Source organism: Bradyrhizobium sp. Ken64, from assembly GCF_055807555.1.
This window is the reverse complement of sequence record NZ_JBVVPA010000013.1, coordinates 169,551-190,741: the sequence shown is the minus strand read 5'-3', so window position 1 is coordinate 190,741 and position 21,191 is coordinate 169,551. Positions and strand designations below refer to the sequence as shown.

Genomic DNA, 21,191 nt, shown 5'->3' with positions numbered 1-21,191 from the left:
GAGTATTCGATCATGACCACCACGAATGCCGCCACCGCCCCGTCCGTCGTCTCGGGCACGACCGACCTGCCGAAATCCTCGTCGAACCCGAGCCTGGGCTCGAGCACCGGCGCGACGCTGGCCGGCAATTTCCAGACCTTCCTGACGCTGTTGACGACGCAGCTGCAGAACCAGAACCCGCTCGATCCGCTGGACACCAACCAGTTCACGCAGCAGCTGGTGCAGTTCGCCGGCGTCGAGCAGCAGCTCAAGACCAACGATTCGCTGTCCCAGCTCGTCACCCTGCAACAGACCACGCAGGCGACCCAGGCGCTCGGCTTCGTCGGCAAGACCGCCCTGGTCGACGGCACCACCGGGACCATGACGAATTCGTCGGCAACCTGGCATCTCAACGTGCCCAGCGATGCGACGGTCGATATCACCATCGCCAATGCCAGCGGCCAGACCGTGTTCACCGGCAAATACACCGCCGGCGCGGGCACCGACGTCCCGTTCACCTGGAACGGCCAGGGCAATGACGGCACGCAATGGCCCGACGGCAAGTACACGATCTCGGCCACGGGCAAGGATGTCGCCAACAACAATGTCGGCATCGCCGCGCAGGTGCAGGGCGTGGTGTCATCCGTCGACCTGACCCAGTCGCCGCCGCTGCTGACCATCGACGGCGCCAGCTACACCCTGAGCCAGGTCAAGAGCATCATCGCGACGGCCAGCAATTAAAGGCGGCACGCGAACCACATTCCGCGTCGTCCTGGCGAAAGCCAGGACCCATAGCCACCGAAAGTCGTTTTGGCGCGAGGACGTGACCCCGAGTCGTCGTAGCGACTCCTCCCTGGGGTAATGGGTCCTGGCGTTCGCCAGGACGACGTCGAGAGGCCTTGCGACACCCCGCGCAGGCCTCGTTCGTTAGTAAAGTATTTACGAACACCCCCCTCGGCCCGCCTGGACGCACCGTCCCGCCGGTCGAGTCGGCTGCGTTCCAGCCATTTTCAACGAGAATTGTATTGAAGCCTTAGGCTTAGCGGATTTTTAAGCCGGCGGGCGTACGGTTCCTGAGTGAGTTCAGTGGTTGAGAGTTTGTGAGTACGCCATGACAGAACCCCATCGCCCGAGGGTAAAATACGTCATCGGGCCGGACGGTAGTCCGTTGACGATTGCGGATCTGCCTGCACCCGGCACCAAACGCTGGGTCATCCGCCGCAAGGCCGAGGTCGTCGCCGCAGTCCGTGGCGGTCTTCTCTCCCTCGAGGAGGCCTGCAGCCGTTATACCCTGACGGTTGACGAATTCCTCTCCTGGCAGTTTTCGATCGACCAGCATGGTCTGGCGGGACTTCGCACCACCCGTATCCAACAATATCGCCAGTAGGCAATCCGGAAATCTGCGGCTTTTGACGAAAATCGGCCTCGCCTTGCGAGGCCGATTTTTTTCATGTTTCGTTTTGGCGCGACTTTTGTCGCAGCTCTTAACCTTCGTTAACCATATCGAAACCATCACCTAGGCAATAATTGCCCAGTCGGCCTTTCCTGTGAAAGCAGCCGAATCTCTCGGGGCGGTTGCTTGCAAGGTCTTGCGGACTTTCTGAAGGGTATCGGAGCCGCCCGGTTCGGGGCGATGATCGCGGTCACCGCCGCGCTCGTCGGCTTTTTCGCGTTCGTCATCATGCGCGTCACCACGCCGCAGATGACGACGCTGTTCACGGACCTCAGCGTCGAGGATTCCTCGGGCATCATCAAGGACCTGGAGCGCCAGGGCATCCAGTTCGAGCTGCGCAACGAGGGCACCATCATCATGGTGCCCAAGGACAAGGTCACCCGGCTGCGGATGAAGCTCGCCGAGGGCGGCCTGCCCAAGGGCGGCGGCGTCGGCTACGAGGTGTTCGACAAGTCGGATGCGCTCGGCACCACCTCTTTCGTCCAGAACATCAACCATCTCCGCGCGCTGGAGGGCGAGCTCGCCCGCACCATCCGCGCCATCGACCGCATCCAGGCCGCCCGCGTCCATCTGGTGCTGCCCGAGCGCCCGCTGTTCTCGCGCGAGGCGCCGGAGCCGTCGGCCTCGATCGTGGTGCGGGTCCGCGGCGCACTGGAAGCCCAGCAGATCCGCGCCATCCGCCACCTCGTCGCCTCGGCCGTGAACGGGTTGAAGCCGCAGCGGGTCTCGATCGTCGACGAGACCGGGCAGCTGCTCGCCGACGGCGCCCAGACCGATCCGGAGCAGGCGATGGGCGACGAGCGCCGCACCGCCTTCGAGAAGCGGATGCGCAAGCAGGTCGAGGACATCGTCTCCTCCGTGGTGGGCACGGGGCGCGCCCGGGTCCAGCTCTCCGCCGATTTCGACTTCAACAAGATCACCCAGACCTCGGACAAGTACGATCCCGAAGGCCGCGTGCTGCGCTCGAGCCAGACCCGCGAAGAGCAGAGCATGACCGCCGACAACAACGGCCAGGTCACCGTCAACAACGAATTGCCGGGCAACCAGCAGAACGGCGGCGTCGCGGCCAAGGACCAGAGCAAGAAGAGCGAAGAGACCAACAATTACGAGATCTCCCGCACCACCAAGACCGAAGTGACCGAGGCCGGCCGGGTCAACCGCATCTCGGTCGCGGTGCTGGTCGACGGCATCTATTCCAAGAACGAGAAGGGCGATCTGGCCTACCAGGACCGCACCAAGGAGCAGCTCGACCGCATCGCCACGCTGGTGCGCTCAGCGATCGGCTTCGACCAGAAGCGCGGCGACCAGGTCGAGGTCGTCAATCTGCGCTTTGCCGACGCCCCCTCCACCACCCCGATCGCGGAGCCGAGCGGCTTGCTCGGCATGCTCCAGTTCACCAAGGACGACGTCATGTACTTCGTCGAGCTCGGCGTGATGATGCTGCTCGGCCTGGTGGTGCTGTTCCTGGTGGTCCGGCCGCTGGTCAAGCGCATCCTGGCATCCGACGAAGTCGCAGCCGCCATCTCCGGCGCCCTCACCGGCCCGGCGAGCGACGAGGCCGCGCCCGCCAGCCAGCCGCTCCTGCCGAGTGGCGCCGCGAGCGCGATCGACGTCGCCACCGTGCAGGGCCAGGTCCATGCCCAATCCGTCCATCGCGTCGGCGAACTCGCCGAGCGCAATCCCAACGAGACCGTCGCCATCATCCGCCAATGGCTGACCGAACCCGCGAAATAATCGAGAAGTGATCTGACATGGCCGCTGCCCTGCAAAACGCCAATTCCAACGACATCACCAGCGTGATCTCCACGCTCGGTCAGCGTGCCGTCGGCCGCGCGGGCGCCAAGACCGAAGCAGTACCGGGGCCGAAGCGCGCCGCGATCCTGATGCTGGCGCTCGGGGAGCAATATGGCGGCAAGATCTGGGGCTTGCTCGACGATGACGAGGTGCGCCAGCTCTCGCTGGAGATGTCGACGCTCGGCACCGTCGAGGTCGATACGGTGGAGGACATGCTGCTCGAGTTCGTCTCGCGGATGTCGGCCTCCGGCGCGCTGATGGGCAATTTCGACGCCACCGAGCGGCTGCTCCAGCAATATCTGGCCCCCGAGCGCGTCAACGGCATCATGGACGAAATCCGCGGCCCCGCCGGCCGCAACATGTGGGAGAAGCTCTCCAACGTGCAGGAAGAGGTGCTCGCCAACTATCTCAAGAACGAATATCCGCAGACCATCGCGGTCGTGCTGTCGAAGCTGAAGCCGGAACACGCCGCGCGCGTGCTCGGCATCTTCCCGGAGGATCTGGCGCTCGACGTCGTCAACCGCATGCTGAAGATGGAGGCGGTGCAGAAGGAGGTGATCGAGAGCGTGGAGAAGACGCTGCGCACCGAATTCATGTCCAATTTGTCACAGACCCGCCGACGCGATGCCCACGAGGTGATGGCGGAAATCTTCAACAATTTCGACCGCCAGACCGAAACCCGCTTCATCACCTCGCTGGAAGAGGACAATCGCGAATCGGCCGAGCGCATCAAGGCGCTGATGTTCACCTTCGACGACCTCGTGAAGCTCGATTCCGGCTCCGCCCAGACCCTGATGCGCAACGTCGACAAGGACAAGCTCGGCGTCGCGCTCAAGAGCGCCAACGAGGACGTCCGCAACTTCTTCTTCGGCAACATGTCCTCGCGCGCGGCCAAAATGCTCCAGGACGACATGGCGGCGATGGGCCCGGTCCGCCTGCGCGACGTCGACGAGGCCCAGGCGCTGCTGGTGAACCTGGCCAAGGATCTCGCCGCCAAGGGCGAGATCATGCTGACCAAGAACCGCGCCGACGACGAGCTGGTGTACTGATGGCCGCTCCGGCAAAATTCCTGTTCGACAACGACTTCGCGGCGCCCGACCGGACGCGCGAGAAGGCCGCAACCGCGGCCGAGATCGCCCAGAAGGTCGCGGAAGCCGAGGCGCGCGCCTATCAGGACGGCTTCGCCGCAGGCCAGCGCGAGGCCAAGGCCGAGAGCGACCGCCGTGTCGCGCTTGCCATGGAAGAGATCAACATCGCCATCCGGGGCATCGCTTCGGGCATCGGCAACATCGAATCCAAGATGGAGACCGAGGCGGTCGACGTTGCGGTCGCGGTGGCGCGCAAGCTGTGCGCCGATCTGGTCGCCGCCGAGCCGCTCGGCGAGATCGTCGCGCTGGTCAAGGACTGCTTCTCGCATCTGGTCGCGACGCCGCATCTCGTCGTCCGCATCAACGACGCGCTCTACGACGCCGCGCGCGAGAACATCGAGCGGCTGGCCAAGCAGAACGGCTTCGAAGGCCGGCTGGTGATTCTGGCCGAGCCGGAGATTGCTACCGGCGACTGCCGGATCGAATGGGCCGATGGCGGCGTCGTGCTGGAGCGCGCCGCCATCGCGGCCAAGATCGACGAAATGGTGGGACGCTACGTTGCGTCCCGCAGGGGGAGTTAAATCATGAGCGACACTGACGGACAGGTCCCGCTGCCCGATCTCAACGGCCCGATGCCGCCTGCCGGCACCGACGTCGGCTACAACGAGGACGAATACGCGACGCGCGCCGCCGCCGACCTCGAGGCCGTGTTCGACGTGCCGGTCCAGGTTTCGGCCGTGCTCGGCCGCTCCAAGATGGACGTCAGCGAGCTGTTGAAGCTCGGACCCGGGACCGTGCTCGAGCTTGACCGGCGCGTCGGCGAGGCCATCGACATCTACGTCAACAACAAGCTGGTCGCCCGCGGCGAAGTCGTCCTGGTCGAGGACAAGCTCGGCGTGACCATGACCGAAATCATCAAGACTGAACGCGCCTAAAGCGACGACGCGCGGCAGCGCGACCAGACGGACAGGAGACTGACATGCGGCTTCTCATCGTTGGCACATTGAAGGGCCAGCTCACCACCGCCACCAAGATCGCGATGGCGAACGGCGCCACCGTGACCCACGCCGAGGATCACGATCAGGCGATGCGCGTGCTGCGCGGCGGCAAGGGTGCCGACCTGCTGCTGGTCGACGTCGCCCTCGACATCCGCGATCTCGTGATGCGGCTCGAGGCCGAGCACATCCACGCGCCGATCGTCGCCTGCGGCATCACCAACGACGCCCGCGCCGCGGTTGCCGCGATCCACGCCGGCGCCAAGGAATACATCCCGCTGCCGCCGGATCCGGAACTGATCGCAGCGGTGCTGGCCGCCGTCGCCAACGATTCCCGCGAGCTGGTCTATCGCGACGAGGCGATGGCCAAGGTGATCAAGCTCGCGCAGCAGATCGCGGGCTCGGACGCCTCGGTGATGATCACCGGCGAATCCGGGACAGGCAAGGAAGTGCTGGCTCGCTACGTCCACACCCGCTCGGCCCGCGCCAAGCGCCCGTTCATCTCGATCAACTGCGCTGCGATCCCCGAGCATCTGCTGGAGTCCGAGCTGTTCGGCCACGAGAAGGGCGCCTTCACCGGCGCGATCGCCCGCCGCATCGGCAAGTTCGAGGAGGCAACCGGCGGCACGTTGCTGCTCGACGAAATCTCGGAGATGGACGTCCGCCTGCAATCGAAACTGCTCCGCGCCATCCAGGAGCGCGTGATCGACCGTGTCGGCGGCACCAAGCCCGTCCCGGTGGACATCCGCATCATCGCGACTTCGAACCGCAACCTGGTGGACGCGGTGCGCGAAGGCACGTTCCGCGAGGACCTGTTGTTCCGGCTCAACGTCGTGAATCTGAAGATCCCGCCCCTGCGCGAGCGTCCCCTCGACATTCTCGAGCTCGCCCAGCACTTCGTGAAGAAATACGCCGAAGCCAATGGCGTGCCGATGCGCCCGATCTCGGCGGAAGCGCGCCGCGTGCTCTCCACCAACCGCTGGCAGGGCAACGTCCGCGAACTCGAAAACACCATGCACCGTTCGGTTTTGATGGCGCAGGGCGACGAGATCGGCGCCGATGCGATCCTCACGCCCGACGGCGACCGCCTCGATCTCGCCAAGACCGTGCCGGCCGTGGCGCATGCCACCATGGCCGCCGAGCAGGTGACGCGGGCGCTGGTCGGCCGCACCGTCGCCGACGTCGAGCGCGACCTGATCCTGGAGACGCTGAAGCACTGCCTCGGCAACCGGACCCATGCCGCCAATATCCTGGGCATCTCGATCCGCACGCTCCGCAACAAGCTCAACGAATATTCCGACGGCGGCATTCCGATTACGCCAGCCGGCACGCCGGGCGACTATCCGCGCATGCCGATGGTGGGGGCGTAGGACTCCTGCCGAACATTGAAACTGCGAATGCCCGGGCTCGTCCCGGGCATTTTTGTTGGTGAAGTGCAGACAGCTTCCAGACTCTCGATGTCGTCCTGGCGAAAGCCAGGACCCATTACCCCAAGGAAGAGTTTGGCGAAGATTCGTCATTCGGTACTCCTACCGCCCTCCCTCGATATTTTCCGCGGTATGGGTCCTGGCTTTCGCCAGGACGACGTTGGGGAGGCAGCGTGGATCAAAACCCGCAGACTACGACATGGCCGCACCGCGTTCTCCGACTAGGTCGCGACAGCGCCAGGCACTATAAGCGCCACCGAGGACCACGTGAGGGTAAAATGTCTCAAGCTCAAATCACGGATTGGCTGGCGACGCAGCGGCAGGCGATGATCGACCTGCTGCGTGATGTCGTGAACATCGATTCCGGATCCTATGACAAGGAAGGCGTCGATGCGGTCGGGGCGCGGTTCGAGCGGCATTTCGCCGAGCACGGCATTCCGTTCCGGCGCGAAAGCCACGGTACTTTCGGCGATGCCATCCATGCCGAAGTCGCAAAACCCGGCAGCAACGAGAAGCCGGTGCTGTTGATGGGACATCGCGACACAGTGTTCGGCAAGGGCGAGGCCGGACGGCGTCCGTTCACGATCCAGGGCACGCGCGCCTATGGTCCTGGTGTTGCCGACATGAAGTCCGGCGTCGTCATGAACATATTCGTGGCAACCGCCTTCCACAAATTCGGCGGCAACCCGCACCCGATCAAGCTGCTGATCACCTCGGACGAGGAGATCGGTTCGCCCTCCTCGCGGCCGGTGATCGAGCGCGAAGGACGCGCCGCGCGCGCGGTGTTCAATTCCGAGCCGGGCCGCCCGACCGGCAATATCGTCACGGGACGCAAGGGCGGCATCTTCATGCATGTCGCCATCACCGGCAAAGCCGCGCATTCCGGCGCCAATTTCGCCGCCGGCGTCAGCGCGATCGGCGAGCTCGCGCACAAGATCGTGCATATCCACGCGCTGACCGATCTCGACAAGGGCATTACGCTCAATGTCGGCCTCGTCTCGGGCGGGCAGTCCGTCAACACCACGGCGCCTTACGCGGAAGGGCAGATCGACCTGCGCTACGTCGATCCGGCGGATCGCGCGACGGTGATGGCCGCGATCGAGACCATCATCGCGACACCTTACGTGCCCGGCACCAGCGCAACGCTGACGGTCAAGGGCGAGTTCGTGCCGGTGGTGCAGAGCGCCGATTCAAAGGCGCTGTTCGAGAATTATCAGGCCGCAGCAAAGCAGGCCGGTCTCACCACGCTCGAAGGCGAGTTCTCCGGCGGCTGCGCCGATTCCGGCTTCACCGCCGCGGTGGGAACGCCGACCATCTGCGGGCTCGGCCCGGTCGGCGGGCTCGCGCACACGCCGGAGGAATATCTCGAGCTCGACAGCATCGTGCCGCGCGCGCAGGCGCTGGCGCTGGCGATCTTGCGGGGGTAGTCGTCACGCACTCTGCCGTCATGCCCGGGCTTGTCCCGGGCATCCACGTCTCTCGGGAATGGCGGCTGCGCGTGGATGGCCGGGTCAAGCCCGGGCATGACGAGGAGAGAGCCGTTACGAATAGCTCGGCGCATCCGGCCTGCGAAAGATCTGGATGGGGTCGCCCGGCACGATCGGATGGCCGCTGAACATCGCATAGGCGTAGAGCGCGAGATAGGCGATCGCAATCGCGCCGACCGCGTAGAAGGCCCAGGTCGCGACGCGTTTCATCATTGCGCTCCATTGCTGTCCCGGCGGGAGGCTCAGGCAGCGCTTCTAGAGCGATGAGGGCGAAAAGGCCAGCCTGGACGGTCTGTGGCCGGCGGCGATCAAATGCCGCGGCGGACGTGGGTGGGAACGCTGACGTCCGCAAGCCTGACCGCGTCTTCGTCCTGATCCACCGCCACATACTGGCCGTGCCAATAGGCCAGCGCTGCGTTGCGGGTCGAATTCCTGACGTCTCGCACCCGCCCGATGATGATCCCATGCGAATGGCGCTCGATGATCTCCTCGACTTCGCAATCGACGGCCGACAATGCGCCAACCAGCAGCGGAACACCCGAGACCGCGGTCACCCATCTGGCGCCCGCGAAACGATCGGCGCCCTTGAGCCCGCCCTTGCCGGCAAAGCGCTCGGCGATGTCGAGTTGATCGGCGGCGAGGATATTGACGCCGAAGGCGCCGTGGCGCCGGATCAGCGGGAAGGAGGAGGCGTCGCGATTGATGCTGACGATCAGCGTCGGCGGATCGACCGAGAACGAGCTGACCGAGGTGACGGTCATGCCGGTGATGTCCTTGCCCCGTCCGGCGGTGATGACGCTGACGCCGCCGGTGAGATGGCGCATGGCGCCGCGGAAATCAGCAGGCGAGACGGCATTTTCGGTCATGAGATCGCGGGGCACTACATTCATGGCATCGTCCCCGAGCGGGGGTCCCTCTCTATCTAGGTACGATCGTCCGCCGACAAAAGGTGGCTCAGGATCGAGCCTTCGAGGCCCGCGACCCGACCGAGAGATTAAAAAATCGCGAAAACAACCCCATGCACAGTAGCCGGGGCGTGCGAAAACAATGACTTACGCTTATCCGAAATCAACTTGACTCGTCGGGCAAAACAGGAGCAGGATGGCATCATGGCGGCGTTGCGGATGGACCGGTCCTTGCCGGGCTAATGCAGCCACCTCACGGGCAGATTTTGCAGCCCGCGGAACGCCCAGCCGCCGACCCGCACCGGTTCGTCGTCGGCGATCTCGAGCCGGCTGGCACGGGCGAACAAGGTCGGCAGTGCGACGTCGGCAATCATGGCACGCGAGGCCCAGGCGCCGGCGCAGAAATGCGGACCGGCGCCGAATGCGACGCTCTTGGCCGTATCACGCCGCACGTCGAACTGATCGGCGCGCTCAAAGTGCTTCTCGTCGCGATTGGCGGAGCCGAACATGAGGAATACGCGCTCATCAGTTTCGAACGCGACGTCGCGGATGGTCCACGGCTTTGCGATGCGTCGCGGCGACATGCCGATCGGCGAGATCCAGCGGGCATATTCCTCGAAAGCCTGGAGCCAGGTCACCTCGCCCTGGCGCACGAGATCGAGCTGGTCGGGATGGGTCAGCAGCGCCCAAACCGTGCCGGCGATCGCCTTGCGCGGCTCGTTCTGGCCGCCTGATATCGCGAGTTTGACATTGGCGCGCACGCTCTCCATCGCCATGCCCGAGGCGAGGAGCACGCCAAGGATGCTCTGGTCGGGATGCTTGCGCATCACCGGCAGGATGTCGTCGATGGCGGCATCGATGCCCGACGTCGCCGCATGGCAACGCGCCTCGACGGCTGCGTCGCCGCTGTAATTGGCGATGCCCTCGATCATGCCCTGTGACCAGGCATCCATCTCCGCAAAGCCGATATTGGCGAGGCCGGTAATCGACTTCAGGCATTCGCCGGAGAACGGCAACGCGAAGTCGCGCATGAAATCGATCCGTCCCGGCTCGATCGCGTCGATGATGCGATCGGCATGGGCCTGGAACAGCGCGGCCCAATGCGCCTTCACCGTCTTCGGCGACACCGTTGGAAACATCGCGCGGCGCTCGACCTGGTGCGCCTCGCCGTCCTTGCGCATCATGTTGTGGCCCATCAGCCGGTTCATCAGGCCCGCGGGCTGGTGCGAGGAGAACACGTCGATCTGCTTCTCGGAGATGGAGATATCGTCGCGGCTCGTCAGCAGCGTCGAGCCGAGCTGCGGCACGAACGCGATTGGCGCCTCCTTGCGCATCTTGGCGAGCATCGGATAGGGGTCGGCCCAGAATGCGGCCGGGTCGATGTCGATGCGCGGCGCCGTGCTCAAGCTTCGCTCCCATGCTGTTCGCCACCAAGGTTAGCGGCTTCAGGAGGCGCTGTCTGTCCCCAGCGATTGGGACAGCTTCAGTTCAGGCCGCGCGGGCCGGCGAGCAGGCGCAGCACGATCGCAAACAGCTCGCTTTGCGAGGAGATGCCGAGCCGTTCATAGGCGCGCTTGCGGTAGGTCAGGGTCGAATGCAGGCTGATGCCGAGCGCCTGCGAGATCGCCTCGGAGCTGAAGCCGGAGAGGATGCGCCGGCAAACGTCCTGCTCACGCGGGGTGAGGCTGGCGAGCGGCGCGCGCGTCGCGAAGAGCGCGGCGAGAGATTGCTCAGTCGTCGCGGACGAGCTGTGCTGGAAATGGCGTGCTACGCTCGCACTGATGGCCGGTGCGATGGCCTGAAGTCGCGCGCGTTGGGCGTCGCTGAAGCGGCCCTGGACAGCGATGCGATAGAAATTGACGTAGAAGCAGGTATCGTCGACCCAGATCGCGGTCGCGCATTTGTCGACGATGCCGGAATCCACAAAGAACATTTTTCGGTAGCGCGCTCCGTACATGCGCGGCGCGAAGGCCGGCAGCACGAGCGGCGCGCGGCCCTCGCCTTCGAACAGCGCATCGCGGTTGGGATCGGATTGATGGAACTGCCCGGCATAGGCCGCGCCCAGATCGCCGCCGATCGGGATGTTGCCGGCATCGAGCAGGCAGTGTGCGGCGCCCGCGCGGCTCAGGGCGAACACCATGCAATGGCCGACCCCGGCCTGCCGGCGCAGTGTATCGATCAGGATATCAGGGAAATCCGGGCGACCGATGGCGAGCACCGCGGGTGTGACATCGCCGGCCGCCGGATTTGCGGGCGTCCCGTGAGGGCGCATCGTTTTCTCCCTATCGCCTTTTGACGAAATTTATCAGCAATGGCCGCGCGGCGGAAGCCGGGTGTCGTCGGATATCTGCCGCAAGGTCGCCAAGCCAGGCGGACCAGGGCTGGCGCCTCAGGCGGCACTTCTCCGCAAAATCTTGTCCATCGCTTTTCCCTTGGCCAGCTCATCGATCAGCTTGTCCAGGTAGCGGATCTCTCGCATCGTCGGCTCTTTGACATCCTCCACCCGGACACCGCAAACCACGCCTGTGATCAGCGCTCGCGATGGATTGATCTTGGGGGCCTTCGCAAAGAAGGTTTCAAAGTCCGTCCCCTGCTCCAGTTGTGCTTCCAGCTCCTTCTGACCGTAGCCTGTCAACCAGGAGATGACCTGATCAACCTCAGCTTTGGTGCGTCCTTTCTTCTCCGCCTTCGCAACGTAAAGCGGATAAACGCTTGCGAAGCTCATCGTATAGATCCGGTGTTTTGCCATGACCACTCCAGGGCATCACTCGTTACGGCCGAAGGTTGAAACGATATCATCGATGGAGCTTGCCGTAGAGGTTCTGACTGGAAAGCCCCGCGAAGCAATATACGGCGGTAAATGCGCGCAAACGCCGGTCAAAGCGCCCGTGATATGGGTCACTGAAGGTTCAAAGCAGTTGCGGCACTCTGCATCGTGGCCGCAACCCGCCACCCAAAACAGGAGGACCTCACATGAAAGCCGCTCGCTTCGCTGTCTTCGCCGCCCTCGTCGGACTCGGCTCTCTGCTCGGGTCCGCACATTATTCACCTGCTGCAGCAGGCTTCGGCTCGCAATACGGATGGATGGGAAACAAGCCATACATGGATTGCCTCAAATACGTGGGGGCCTTCGGTGCCGACTACCCGAACCGAAACAAGAATATCGAAAGCTGCAAGCGTAACTACCTCCCGGGCGGCCGCTGAGCTGACTGTCTCGACGGTGTATTGCCGGCATTCCCTGCTGGGTTAGCAGAATTCGCACCAGCAGTGCATGCTCGGATTTCAAACTTACTCGAAGGCAGAGGCGAAGCCATGCTCAAGGTCGAACCCACACTTGAAAATCTGGCATCGCATATCCAGCGGCAGGACCGATCGCTGAAGGCAATGAGATGGAGCGTTCTAGGGGCTACGATCATGGCGGCTGCGGCGATCATTTCGTCGCAATGGCATGCGACCGTAAACGCCGATGCGGTCAAGACCAAAAGCCTCTCTGTGGAAACAATAGCCTTGCGCAATGGCACCGGAAAAATTGTCGCCTTGATCTCGTCCACTTCCGACGGAACGCCGCATATCTCGCTCTTCGATAGCCGCGAGAAGGTGCGTCTCAGCATCGGGCTTCGCCAGGATGGTGCACCTTCGGTGTCGCTCCTCGATACGGAGCAAGGTCATCGGGCGGTGCTGTCCCTGAATGATCATCAGGATGCGTCCTTGACGATGTACAATGCTGCAAAACTTCCCCGCGCGACGCTCGCTGTGGACTCCGCCAGTTCGGGGCACATGGTTCTCTTCGGGACCGGCCGTGGTCTAAACCTCTCCGCGTTGGATGGCCGGGTGCAGTGGACGCCGGTGGACGGAGCCGTCCAGAACGTCCAGACGAAAACGGAATCCAAATAAAGTCAGCCGGCCGCGGCGGTGAAAGACCCTACCCCGCCGCCGCCTTGGCCGGCGAGACGCTGACGGCGAGCTTGCCGTAGCGGTCGGTGAAGGCCTCGGTGTCGATCTCCTCGAGCTTGATCTCGCCGCTCATGACGCCCTGCTTCCAGGCGGCCTGCGCGGGATCGTTCTGGAATTCCGGCATCACCTCGCGGCCGAACAGCTCCAGCGATTCGCAGATGTGCTCGTGGCTGTTCTTGCCCGCCTGGTTCAGGAGGATGACCTGGTCGATGTGCGAGCCCTGGAAGCGCTTGAGCTTCCTGCGGATCGTCTCGGGCGAGCCGATCAGGCCCCCGCGCAGCGCCGCCTCCTGCGCTTCCGGGTTGTCGCGCTTCCACTTGTTGTACTCGTCCCACATGTTGACGGTGTAGGGCGCCGGACGCTGGCGGTTCTGCGAGGCGCCGTAGAAGCGCAACGCGAACTGGAAGAAGGTGGCGCCGTCGGCCCGGGCGCGGGCCTCCTCGTCCGTCTTCGCGCACATGAAGAACGACACCAGCGCCATGTTCGGGTTGATCTCGTAGTCGGCGAGCTTGGTGAGCCGCTTGGTCATGGCGTTGTAATAGGCGTGCACCCAGGCATGCGCGGCATCCACGCTGACGAACTGGAAACCGAGCGCGCCAAAGCCGTGCCGTCCCGCGCGTTCGATGGTCTGTAATTGCGAGCAGGCCATCCACAAGGGCGGATGCGGTTTTTGCACCGGCTTCGGAACGACGTTGCGCAAGGGGATGTCGAAATATTTGCCGTGGTGCTCGCTTCCCGCGTCCTTGAACATCGGGAAGATCGCGGCGACGGCCTCCTCGAACACCTCTTTCTTGGTCTCCATGTCGCGGCCGAACGGCGTGAGCTCGGTGATGGAGGCACTCTCGCCCATGCCGAATTCGCAGCGGCCGTTGGAGAGCAGGTCGAGCACCGCGACGCGCTCGGCGACACGCGCCGGATGGTTGGTGGTGAGCTGGAGGATGCCGTGGCCGAGCCGGATGTTCTTGGTGCGCTGGCTCGCGGCGGCGAGAAACGACTCAGGCGACGGCGAGTGCGAATATTCCTCGAGGAAGTGATGCTCGACGACCCAGGCGTGATCGTAGCCGAGACTGTCGGCCAGTTCCATCTGCGAGAGCGCGTTCTGGTAGAGGCTGAGCTCGTCGCCGGCCACCCAGGGCCGTGGCAGTTGCAGCTCATAGAAGATGCCGAACTTCATGACGCCTCTCCCGCTTATTCTTGTTGCGGGCATCTTAATGCGCGGGGCGGCGCTGTCTACGCAGTCGCAATTCCGCCTTGCGGGAGAACACGCTTCTCGGCGCGGCGGCCATTCAGCACCGTGCCGATGAAGGTGAAGCGCACCAGCAGATGATAGCTCGCCAGCATCGGCGGAACAGCGACGAGGAGAATGATGACGAACTTGATCAGCCCGGGCCAGTCGAGCTGCGACAGCGCGACCTGCAGCGCCATCACGATCGGCAGGTGGATCAGATAGAGCCAGTAGGAGGCGTCGGCGAGGTAGCGCCAGGTCGGGCTGAAGCCCGACATGAAGCGGAGGGCGAGGCCGATGACCGCGAAGGTCGAAATCCATATCGCCGGCGCATACAGGATCACGGAGACAAGCCGGAGCGTGGCAAAGCCGAAAGGCAGTTTCGGTGCACCCGGCGCGGACGTCATCGCCCCAACCAGCACGAAACTGATCAGGATCAGAGTGATTGCGAGCAGAAGATGCGGGAGCCAGCGCCGCTCAATCAGCCGCAGCAGATCGATCTGCCGATGCAGCAGCCAGCCGATCGCGAAGGCGGTGCCGAAGCCGATCCAGGCCTGCGCGTTGGTGATGAGCGATTGATCCGGCGTCCTCACGCCCATCACATTGATCCAGCGTTGATCGAGACAGAAGGCGACGCCGATCGGGATCGCCAGAACAAGGGGGGCCAGCGGACTTTTCATGATCCCGGCGAAGACGCGGTCAATTACCACTCGCCACCCGCCTGACGCATCTAGCCAGACAAATGCGCCGCGCAGCAGCAGAACGGCGACATAAAGCTCCAGCAGCACATAGATGAACCAGAGATGGGTCAGGGGGAAATTCGGCAGCACCGGTGGCCAGCTGCGGGACCAGCCGCCGTTCGGGAAATGAGACGCCCAGATCGCGATGAAGTACATGGGCGTGAACAGGATCGGCCAACCGATCACGAGCGGCAGCCCGATTCTCAGGAGCCTGTCGCGGACGAAGCCCCTGACGCCCCGGCGATGAAAGCTCATGCGGGCGAAGAAACCCGCCATCAGGAAGAAGGTCGTCATCCGGAAGACGTGGATGGCGAAGGTCAGCAGGCCCAGGAGCAGGCTTGGATGGGTGTCCTGGATGAACCAGAACCGGGGCGTGGCGGGCACGAACGACATGGCCGCGTGCAGGACGATGCCGAGCAGCAGGGCGCCGCCCCTGAGTGCATCAAGAGCGTGCAGCCGTTCCGATGCAGGGGTGGCGGCGGTCGAAGGTGACATGGGTGGGCTCATTCGGCTGGCGAGAGGATCTGCCGGACAGTCTGCCCAATCGGGGCGCGGCGTTCTCGCCTGATCCAAAAATCGGCTAGCCGATTTCGCGGCGCGGCTGGCTGAGTTCAGCGCTGTCGGGCCGGCTCAGCGCCTCGCGCCGGAATTCGGTCGGGGTCATGCCGGTTTCGGCCTTGAACGCGCGATTGAAAGGTCCGATCGACTGGAAGCCCGCATCCATGGCGATGGTCAGCACCGGGACCTCCCGCTGCGTCGAGTCGGACAGCGCCAGCCTGGCGTCCTCGATACGGTAGCGGTTGAGGAACGCATTGAAGTTGCGATAGCCCAGCCCTTCATTGATCGCTTGGCGCAGCCGATGCTCGGGAACGTCGAGCCGCGCCGCGAGCGCTCCGATCGCAAGGCCTTCCTGGCGGTAAGTTCGCTCGACCGTCATCAGATGGTCAAGACGCCGGAGCAGGATCGGGTCGACGACGGCCTGCCCCGCGGCGGCGCGATCGGCGGCCGGGGCTTGCCTCCCCGCCTCGCCGGATGCGATCGCGGCCGTGGCGTCATCGACGGCCATCGCCGGCGCGCTGAACAGGCCGATGGCGGCAAGCATGGCCACGATGAACAGCCCGAGCGCGGTCGGGAGACTGCCGGGCGCGCCGGGAACCGCGACGGGAATTGCGGCGAAGCCGGCGACGGCGACGGTCGCGATGAGCACGACATTGATCGCAAGCATCGCCAGCCGCAGTCGGCGTCGCCGCGCGACCAGATCGGCTCGCCAGGTCTTGACCGTCTGAACCGCGGCAGCGAGGGCCAGCACCAGGGTGGCCAGAGCCAGGACTCGCCCGCCTGCGCCGGCCAAAGCGGGCCAGTTCGCCCAGCCCAGCGTGATCGCAAACCCGAAAGCCACGATGCTCAGCCACAGGGCGCCGTGCCAACGCCTCAGCACGAAATCGTCGTCGAACGCCGCGCGCGCCCACAGCCAGAAGACCGCAGGCTGCGCGGACAGGATCGGCAACACCCACCACCAAGCCGTTTTGGGCAGGTTGGGCGCCGTCGCGATCGCATAGAATATGCCGCCTGCGCACATCGCGATGCCCAGAAAAGCCTGTTGGCCGGTCGCGCGACGCAGCAAGGCCACGAGAACGATCAACAGGAACACGCCGCTCGCCGCGCCGCGAAGTCCGAGATCGATCGCCGTCAGCCCTGTCGCGGTCACAGCTCGTATCCCCGTTCGATGCCAAATTGTCGCATCGCCTTCGCACGGGTACAACCCAAACTTGCGCTTGTGGTCTGGCGGCAGCCAGCATCGCGACTCGACGGATTGATCCAGATCAAGGCGTCAGTGGCCCTGCTGCTTCTAAAGTGCAGCAAGGCAACGGCCCGGATGCCGTCCCAATCCCCACATTTCAGACGAGACCGAATATGTCGGCCCCCGACGACGCGACTTCGCGCGTGCGCCGCAAGCGCATGGAGATTTTCGCATTCCTGTTCCTGACCGCGATCGTGATGCCCGTCCTCGCGGTCGGAACGGTCGGCTCCTACGGGCTCGGCGTCTGGATCTACCAGATGTTCGCCGGCCCTCCCGGCCCACCGCCCTCCCCGCATTGATCTCCTCGAAGCGAAAGACAGGCATCATGGCCGAATCCAAACTCAACCGCCGTGCCTTGATCACCGGCCGGGTGCTCAGCGCCGACCGCATCGTCGCGCCACCCGGTTGCGAAATTGCCAGCATCATCGTGCAGGCCCGCCCCGAGCGTCTGGACCAGCTGGAAGCCGCGATCACCGCTCTTGCCGGCTGCGAGATTCACGGCCGCGATGCGCGAGGAAAGCTCATCGTCGTGACCGAGGCGCCGGATGCCGGCAGCCTCGGCACCCTGCTCAACACCATCCAGTCGCTGCCCGACGTCTATTCGGCGGCGCTGGTCTTTCACGCCATCGAAACGGCTTAAGGCCGGGAGAGTCGTCATGACATCGCCAAAGCTCGACCGCCGCCAGATGCTGAAGCTCGAGGCCGCCGCCATTGCGGCCGCCGCTGCGGGCATGCCGGCACCGACGCTCGCCGCAAACCTCGTCGCCGAGCGCGACGTCGCCGAATTGAAATGGGACAAGGCCGCCTGCCGCTTCTGCGGTACCGGCTGCTCGGTGATGGTCGCGACCAAGAACAATCGCGTTGTCGCCACCCACGGCGACATCAAGGCCGAGGTCAATCGCGGCCTCAACTGCGTCAAGGGCTACTTCCTCTCCAAGATCATGTACGGCCACGACCGCCTGACACAGCCGATGCTGCGCAAGACGGGCGGCAAATACGACAAGAACGGCGAATTCACGCCTGTTACCTGGACCGAAGCCTTCGACATCATGGAGGTGAAGTGGAAGGAGGCGATCAAGAAGCGCGGGCCGAACGGCGTCGCCATGTTCGGTTCCGGCCAGTGGACGGTCTGGGAGGGCTATGCGGCCGTGAAGCTGTTCAAGGCCGGCTTCCGCACCAACAACATCGACCCCAATGCACGCCACTGCATGGCCTCCGCCGTGGCCGGCATGATGCGCACCTTCGGCATCGACGAGCCGGCCGGCTGCTATGACGACATCGAGGCCACCGACGCCTTCGTGCTGTGGGGCTCCAACATGGCGGAGATGCATCCGATCCTGTGGACGCGCCTCGCCGATCGCCGGCTGTCCGCACCGCATGTCCGCGTCGCCGTGCTCTCGACCTTCGAGCACCGCTCGTTCGACCTCGCCGACATCGGCATGATATTCAAGCCGCAGACCGACCTCTACATCCTCAACGCCATCGCCAACCACATCATCAAGACCGGCCGGGTCAACAAGGACTTCGTTGCCGCGCATACCATCTTCAGGCGCGGCCAGACCGACATCGGCTACGGCTTGAGGCCCGAGCATCCGCTGCAGAAGAAGGCGACGGGCGCGGCGAAGGCCAACGATTCCACCGAGATGAGCTACGACGAGTACGTCAAGTTCGTCTCGGAGTACACGCTGGAGAAGGCGGCCGAGATGTCGGGCGTGCCGCTCAACCGGCTGGAGGCGCTGGCCGAGCTCTACGCCGACCCCAAGACCAAGGTGGTCTCGTTCTGGACCATGGGATTCAACCAGCACACCCGCGGCGTCTGGTGCAACAACCTCGTCTACAACATCCATCTGTTGACCGGAAAGATCTCCTCGCCCGGCAACAGCCCGTTCTCGCTGACCGGCCAGCCCTCGGCCTGCGGCACCGCGCGCGAAGTCGGCACCTTCTCGCACCGCCTGCCTGCGGACATGGTGGTCACCAACAAGGAACACCGCACCAAGACCGAGCACATCTGGCAGCTGCCCGAAGGCACCATTCCCGACAAGCCCGGCGCGCACGCCGTGCTGCAAAGCCGGATGCTGAAGGACGGCCTGATCAACGCCTATTGGGTGCAGGTCAACAACAACCTGCAGGCCGGTCCCAACGCCAACGAGGAGACCTATCCGGGCTTCCGCAACCCCGACAATTTCATCGTGGTTTCGGACGCCTATCCGTCGGTGACAGCGCTCGCCGCTGATTTGATCCTGCCGACCGCGATGTGGGTGGAGAAGGAAGGCGCTTACGGCAATGCCGAGCGGCGTACGCAGTTCTGGCATCAGCTCGTCGCTGCCCCGGGCGAGTCCAAGTCCGATCTCTGGCAGCTCATGGAATTCTCCAAGCGCTTCAAGATCGAGGAAGTGTGGCCGGAGGAGCTGATCGCCAAGAAGCCGGACGTGCGGGGCAAGACGCTGTTCGACGTGCTCTACAAGAACGGCCAGGTCGACAAGTTTCCGGTCTCCGACATCGAGCAGGGCTACCTCAACGACGAGTCCAAAGCGTTCGGCTTCTACGTCCACAAGGGCCTGTTCGAGGAATACGCCACCTTCGGCCGCGGCCATGGCCACGACCTCGCGCCGTTCGACACCTATCACCGCGAACGCGGCCTGCGCTGGCCCGTCGTCAACGGCCAGGAGACGAAATGGCGTTTCCGCGAGGGTAGCGATCCCTATGTCAAGCAGGGCACCGACGTGCAGTTCTACGGCTATCCGGACGGCAAGGCGCGCATCTTCGCCCTGCCTTACGAGCCGGCGGCGGAATCGCCAGACGACGAATATCCCTACTGGCTTTCGACCGGCCGCGTGCTGGAGCACTGGCATTCCGGCACCATGACGCGCCGGGTACCCGAGCTCTACAAGGCCTTCCCCGAGGCCGTGTGCTTCATGCATCCCGACGACGCACAGGAGGCGAAGATCCGCCGCGGCGACGAGGTGAAGGTGATCTCCCGCCGCGGCTTCATCCGCGTCCGCGTCGAGACCCGCGGCCGCGACCGGCCGCCGCGAGGCCTCGTCTTCGTGCCGTGGTTCGACGAGTCCAAGCTGATCAACAAGGTGACGCTGGACGCCACCGATCCGATCTCGCTGCAAACCGACTACAAGAAGTGCGCCGTGCGCATCGAGCGGGTGAACGTGTCATGATGAAACGATTTGGAGTAGCGCTGCTCGCAGTCGCGATCGCGGCCGGCGCGAGTTCGCTGACCGCGCAGACGGTGACCTCAGGCCTGCGCGGCCCGACGCCGCTCAACGACGAAGGTCCGGCGCCGCCGATGCTGCCGAACCGCAACACCTCCGAAAGGGAAGTGCGCAACTATCCGGAGCAGCCGCCTGTCATTCCGCATACGATCGACGGCTATCAGATCGACCTCAACGGCAACAAGTGCCTGTCCTGCCATGCGCGGGCGCGCATCGCGGAATCGCAGGCGCCGATGGTCTCGATCACCCACTTCATGGATCGCGACGGCCAGTTCCTGGCTTCGATCTCGCCGCGCCGCTTCTTCTGCACGGAATGCCACGTGCCGCAGAACACCGCCAATCCGCCGGTCAGCAACGACTTCACCGACATCGACACGCTGCTGTCGCGTGCAAGCCCCGGTGGCCGCCGATGACGACGACCGCTGATGAGCCCGACGAGGGAATGAAGGCCAAGGGCGGCTTCATCGCGCGAATCTGGGACTTTGCGCGCGAGCTCTGGCAGGTCCTGATCCGTCCGAGCTCGGTGTTCGGGCTCGGCGTGCTCGTGCTGGCGGGCTTCATGGCCGGCGTGATCTTCTGGGGCGGCTTTAACACCGCGCTGGAATTGACCAACACCGAAAAATTCTGCACCGGCTGCCACGAGATGAAGGACAACGTCTATGCCGAGCTGAAATCGACCATCCACTTCGCCAACCGCTCCGGCGTGCGCGCGACCTGTCCGGATTGCCACGTGCCGCACAACTGGACCGACAAGATCGCCCGCAAGATGCAGGCCTCCAAGGAGGTCTGGGGCAAGATCTTCGGAACGATCGACACCCGCGAGAAATTCCAAGATCACCGGCTCGAGCTGGCGGCGCATGAATGGGCGCGCTTCAAGTCCAACGATTCGCTGGAATGCCGCAACTGCCACAGCGCCGATTCCATGGACATCACCAAGCAGTCGCCGCGGGCCTCGGTCGCGCATCAGCGCTTCCTGTTCACCAAGGAGAAGACCTGCATCGACTGCCACAAGGGCATCGCCCACCATCTGCCCGACATGCGCGGCGTTCCCGGCTGGCAGTAGGAGGCCCCGCCCGGCTTGAACCGGCGGTGCGAATGGTTAGTTTTGGGGCTGGCGAA

Annotated in this window: 23 protein-coding genes; 15 read left to right on the top strand and 8 right to left on the bottom strand. The window is 64.3% G+C overall.

Translation table 11 applies throughout. The features are described from left to right. Positions 1 to 12: 12 nt before the first annotated feature. The 8 genes from AC0L2F_RS22025 to AC0L2F_RS21990 all read left to right on the top strand — a co-directional run bounded on the left by AC0L2F_RS22025 (position 13) and on the right by AC0L2F_RS21990 (position 8,163). A complete protein-coding gene (locus AC0L2F_RS22025; RefSeq protein WP_007614067.1) occupies positions 13 to 720 on the top strand; it encodes a flagellar hook assembly protein FlgD in 708 nt (235 codons plus the stop codon). A 370-nt stretch (positions 721 to 1,090) separates the two neighbouring features. Next, positions 1,091 to 1,366, top strand: a complete 276-nt coding sequence (gene sciP, locus AC0L2F_RS22020; protein ID WP_002714638.1) for a CtrA inhibitor SciP — start codon at positions 1,091 to 1,093, stop codon at positions 1,364 to 1,366. Between the two features lie 192 nt (positions 1,367 to 1,558). Further along, a complete protein-coding gene (fliF, locus tag AC0L2F_RS22015) occupies positions 1,559 to 3,166 on the top strand; it encodes a flagellar basal-body MS-ring/collar protein FliF (protein ID WP_473249819.1) in 1,608 nt (535 codons plus the stop codon). Positions 3,167 to 3,183: 17 nt separating this feature from the next. Continuing rightward, positions 3,184 to 4,275, top strand: coding sequence for a flagellar motor switch protein FliG (gene fliG / locus AC0L2F_RS22010; RefSeq protein ID WP_007614076.1), 1,092 nt, complete (start codon positions 3,184 to 3,186; stop codon positions 4,273 to 4,275). Continuing rightward, positions 4,275 to 4,895, top strand: coding sequence for a FliH/SctL family protein (locus AC0L2F_RS22005; protein ID WP_473249818.1), 621 nt, complete (start codon positions 4,275 to 4,277; stop codon positions 4,893 to 4,895). Before fliG ends, AC0L2F_RS22005 begins: the two co-directional genes overlap by 1 nt. A gap of 3 nt (positions 4,896 to 4,898) precedes the next feature. Continuing rightward, a complete protein-coding gene (gene fliN, locus AC0L2F_RS22000) occupies positions 4,899 to 5,249 on the top strand; it encodes a flagellar motor switch protein FliN (protein ID WP_007614079.1) in 351 nt (116 codons plus the stop codon). Positions 5,250 to 5,293: 44 nt separating this feature from the next. Next, positions 5,294 to 6,679 (top strand): sigma-54-dependent transcriptional regulator FlbD, encoded by a 1,386-nt coding sequence (gene flbD / locus AC0L2F_RS21995; RefSeq protein WP_473249817.1) that lies wholly within the window; start codon positions 5,294 to 5,296, stop codon positions 6,677 to 6,679. Positions 6,680 to 7,014: 335 nt separating this feature from the next. Then, complete coding sequence (locus tag AC0L2F_RS21990) at positions 7,015 to 8,163, top strand: M20 family metallopeptidase (RefSeq protein WP_473249816.1); 1,149 nt, start codon at positions 7,015 to 7,017, stop codon at positions 8,161 to 8,163. Positions 8,164 to 8,277: 114 nt separating this feature from the next. On the opposite strand, the gene AC0L2F_RS21985 is transcribed toward AC0L2F_RS21990, so the two are convergent. The 5 genes from AC0L2F_RS21985 to AC0L2F_RS21965 form a co-directional block, all read right to left on the bottom strand. Further along, entirely contained in the window at positions 8,278 to 8,436 is a 159-nt protein-coding gene (locus AC0L2F_RS21985; protein WP_156526979.1) for a hypothetical protein, read from the bottom strand. Between the two features lie 95 nt (positions 8,437 to 8,531). Continuing rightward, positions 8,532 to 9,113, bottom strand: coding sequence for a flavin reductase family protein (locus tag AC0L2F_RS21980; RefSeq protein ID WP_007614087.1), 582 nt, complete (start codon positions 9,111 to 9,113; stop codon positions 8,532 to 8,534). A gap of 254 nt (positions 9,114 to 9,367) precedes the next feature. After that, positions 9,368 to 10,534: a cytochrome P450 gene (locus tag AC0L2F_RS21975; protein ID WP_473249815.1), complete on the bottom strand. Its 1,167-nt coding sequence runs from the start codon at positions 10,532 to 10,534 to the stop codon at positions 9,368 to 9,370. A 77-nt stretch (positions 10,535 to 10,611) separates the two neighbouring features. Further along, the gene (locus AC0L2F_RS21970) at positions 10,612 to 11,400 is read right to left on the bottom strand and encodes a helix-turn-helix domain-containing protein (RefSeq protein WP_473249814.1); all 789 of its coding nucleotides are present in this window, start codon (positions 11,398 to 11,400) and stop codon (positions 10,612 to 10,614) included. Between the two features lie 117 nt (positions 11,401 to 11,517). After that, positions 11,518 to 11,877, bottom strand: a complete 360-nt coding sequence (locus AC0L2F_RS21965) for a DUF2200 domain-containing protein (RefSeq protein WP_473249813.1) — start codon at positions 11,875 to 11,877, stop codon at positions 11,518 to 11,520. Between the two features lie 224 nt (positions 11,878 to 12,101). Between AC0L2F_RS21965 and AC0L2F_RS21960 the strand changes: the two genes are divergently transcribed. Together AC0L2F_RS21960 and AC0L2F_RS21955 are read left to right on the top strand one after the other, a co-directional pair. Beyond that, positions 12,102 to 12,332 (top strand): hypothetical protein, encoded by a 231-nt coding sequence (locus tag AC0L2F_RS21960; RefSeq protein WP_007614092.1) that lies wholly within the window; start codon positions 12,102 to 12,104, stop codon positions 12,330 to 12,332. A gap of 108 nt (positions 12,333 to 12,440) precedes the next feature. Continuing rightward, positions 12,441 to 13,022 carry a hypothetical protein gene (locus AC0L2F_RS21955; RefSeq protein ID WP_473249812.1) on the top strand — a complete coding sequence of 194 codons (582 nt, stop codon included), beginning with the start codon at positions 12,441 to 12,443 and terminating at the stop codon, positions 13,020 to 13,022. A gap of 28 nt (positions 13,023 to 13,050) precedes the next feature. On the opposite strand, the gene AC0L2F_RS21950 is transcribed toward AC0L2F_RS21955, so the two are convergent. The 3 genes from AC0L2F_RS21950 to AC0L2F_RS21940 all read right to left on the bottom strand — a co-directional run bounded on the left by AC0L2F_RS21950 (position 13,051) and on the right by AC0L2F_RS21940 (position 16,755). Continuing rightward, the gene (locus AC0L2F_RS21950) at positions 13,051 to 14,256 is read right to left on the bottom strand and encodes an LLM class flavin-dependent oxidoreductase (RefSeq protein ID WP_473249811.1); all 1,206 of its coding nucleotides are present in this window, start codon (positions 14,254 to 14,256) and stop codon (positions 13,051 to 13,053) included. Positions 14,257 to 14,312: 56 nt separating this feature from the next. Further along, on the bottom strand, positions 14,313 to 15,542 hold the full coding sequence (locus tag AC0L2F_RS21945; protein WP_473249810.1) for an acyltransferase family protein: 1,230 nt from the start codon (positions 15,540 to 15,542) through the stop codon (positions 14,313 to 14,315). Between the two features lie 85 nt (positions 15,543 to 15,627). Further along, positions 15,628 to 16,755 carry an AraC family transcriptional regulator gene (locus tag AC0L2F_RS21940; RefSeq protein ID WP_007614097.1) on the bottom strand — a complete coding sequence of 376 codons (1,128 nt, stop codon included), beginning with the start codon at positions 16,753 to 16,755 and terminating at the stop codon, positions 15,628 to 15,630. 206 nt (positions 16,756 to 16,961) lie between these two features. On the opposite strand from AC0L2F_RS21940, the gene napE reads away from it, so the two are divergent. Genes napE through AC0L2F_RS21915 form a run of 5 tightly spaced genes read left to right on the top strand, consistent with a single transcriptional unit; the run spans position 16,962 to position 21,135 of the window. Beyond that, positions 16,962 to 17,147, top strand: coding sequence for a periplasmic nitrate reductase, NapE protein (napE, locus tag AC0L2F_RS21935; protein WP_007596178.1), 186 nt, complete (start codon positions 16,962 to 16,964; stop codon positions 17,145 to 17,147). A gap of 26 nt (positions 17,148 to 17,173) precedes the next feature. After that, complete coding sequence (locus tag AC0L2F_RS21930; protein WP_007614109.1) at positions 17,174 to 17,488, top strand: chaperone NapD; 315 nt, start codon at positions 17,174 to 17,176, stop codon at positions 17,486 to 17,488. A gap of 16 nt (positions 17,489 to 17,504) precedes the next feature. Next, entirely contained in the window at positions 17,505 to 20,018 is a 2,514-nt protein-coding gene (napA, locus tag AC0L2F_RS21925) for a nitrate reductase catalytic subunit NapA (RefSeq protein ID WP_473249809.1), read from the top strand. Further along, positions 20,015 to 20,485, top strand: a complete 471-nt coding sequence (locus tag AC0L2F_RS21920) for a nitrate reductase cytochrome c-type subunit (RefSeq protein WP_007614113.1) — start codon at positions 20,015 to 20,017, stop codon at positions 20,483 to 20,485. The genes napA and AC0L2F_RS21920 overlap by 4 nt, the downstream gene beginning before the upstream one ends. Further along, positions 20,482 to 21,135 (top strand): NapC/NirT family cytochrome c, encoded by a 654-nt coding sequence (locus AC0L2F_RS21915; RefSeq protein ID WP_473249808.1) that lies wholly within the window; start codon positions 20,482 to 20,484, stop codon positions 21,133 to 21,135. Before AC0L2F_RS21920 ends, AC0L2F_RS21915 begins: the two co-directional genes overlap by 4 nt. Positions 21,136 to 21,191 lie beyond the last annotated feature (56 nt).

What these genes read in the sequence shown, in the direction of transcription:
- AC0L2F_RS22025 (WP_007614067.1), top strand. Translation starts at nt 13, where the DNA reads ATGACCACCACGAATGCCGCCACCGCCCCGTCCGTCGTCTCGGGCACG.
- sciP (WP_002714638.1), top strand. Translation starts at nt 1,091, where the DNA reads ATGACAGAACCCCATCGCCCGAGGGTAAAATACGTCATCGGGCCGGAC.
- fliG (WP_007614076.1), top strand. Translation starts at nt 3,184, where the DNA reads ATGGCCGCTGCCCTGCAAAACGCCAATTCCAACGACATCACCAGCGTG.
- AC0L2F_RS22005 (WP_473249818.1), top strand. Translation starts at nt 4,275, where the DNA reads ATGGCCGCTCCGGCAAAATTCCTGTTCGACAACGACTTCGCGGCGCCC.
- fliN (WP_007614079.1), top strand. Translation starts at nt 4,899, where the DNA reads ATGAGCGACACTGACGGACAGGTCCCGCTGCCCGATCTCAACGGCCCG.
- flbD (WP_473249817.1), top strand. Translation starts at nt 5,294, where the DNA reads ATGCGGCTTCTCATCGTTGGCACATTGAAGGGCCAGCTCACCACCGCC.
- AC0L2F_RS21990 (WP_473249816.1), top strand. Translation starts at nt 7,015, where the DNA reads ATGTCTCAAGCTCAAATCACGGATTGGCTGGCGACGCAGCGGCAGGCG.
- AC0L2F_RS21985 (WP_156526979.1), bottom strand. Translation starts at nt 8,436, where the DNA reads ATGATGAAACGCGTCGCGACCTGGGCCTTCTACGCGGTCGGCGCGATT.
- AC0L2F_RS21980 (WP_007614087.1), bottom strand. Translation starts at nt 9,113, where the DNA reads ATGAATGTAGTGCCCCGCGATCTCATGACCGAAAATGCCGTCTCGCCT.
- AC0L2F_RS21970 (WP_473249814.1), bottom strand. Translation starts at nt 11,400, where the DNA reads ATGCGCCCTCACGGGACGCCCGCAAATCCGGCGGCCGGCGATGTCACA.
- AC0L2F_RS21965 (WP_473249813.1), bottom strand. Translation starts at nt 11,877, where the DNA reads ATGGCAAAACACCGGATCTATACGATGAGCTTCGCAAGCGTTTATCCG.
- AC0L2F_RS21960 (WP_007614092.1), top strand. Translation starts at nt 12,102, where the DNA reads ATGAAAGCCGCTCGCTTCGCTGTCTTCGCCGCCCTCGTCGGACTCGGC.
- AC0L2F_RS21955 (WP_473249812.1), top strand. Translation starts at nt 12,441, where the DNA reads ATGCTCAAGGTCGAACCCACACTTGAAAATCTGGCATCGCATATCCAG.
- AC0L2F_RS21950 (WP_473249811.1), bottom strand. Translation starts at nt 14,256, where the DNA reads ATGAAGTTCGGCATCTTCTATGAGCTGCAACTGCCACGGCCCTGGGTG.
- AC0L2F_RS21945 (WP_473249810.1), bottom strand. Translation starts at nt 15,542, where the DNA reads ATGTCACCTTCGACCGCCGCCACCCCTGCATCGGAACGGCTGCACGCT.
- napE (WP_007596178.1), top strand. Translation starts at nt 16,962, where the DNA reads ATGTCGGCCCCCGACGACGCGACTTCGCGCGTGCGCCGCAAGCGCATG.
- AC0L2F_RS21930 (WP_007614109.1), top strand. Translation starts at nt 17,174, where the DNA reads ATGGCCGAATCCAAACTCAACCGCCGTGCCTTGATCACCGGCCGGGTG.
- napA (WP_473249809.1), top strand. Translation starts at nt 17,505, where the DNA reads ATGACATCGCCAAAGCTCGACCGCCGCCAGATGCTGAAGCTCGAGGCC.
- AC0L2F_RS21920 (WP_007614113.1), top strand. Translation starts at nt 20,015, where the DNA reads ATGATGAAACGATTTGGAGTAGCGCTGCTCGCAGTCGCGATCGCGGCC.
- AC0L2F_RS21915 (WP_473249808.1), top strand. Translation starts at nt 20,482, where the DNA reads ATGACGACGACCGCTGATGAGCCCGACGAGGGAATGAAGGCCAAGGGC.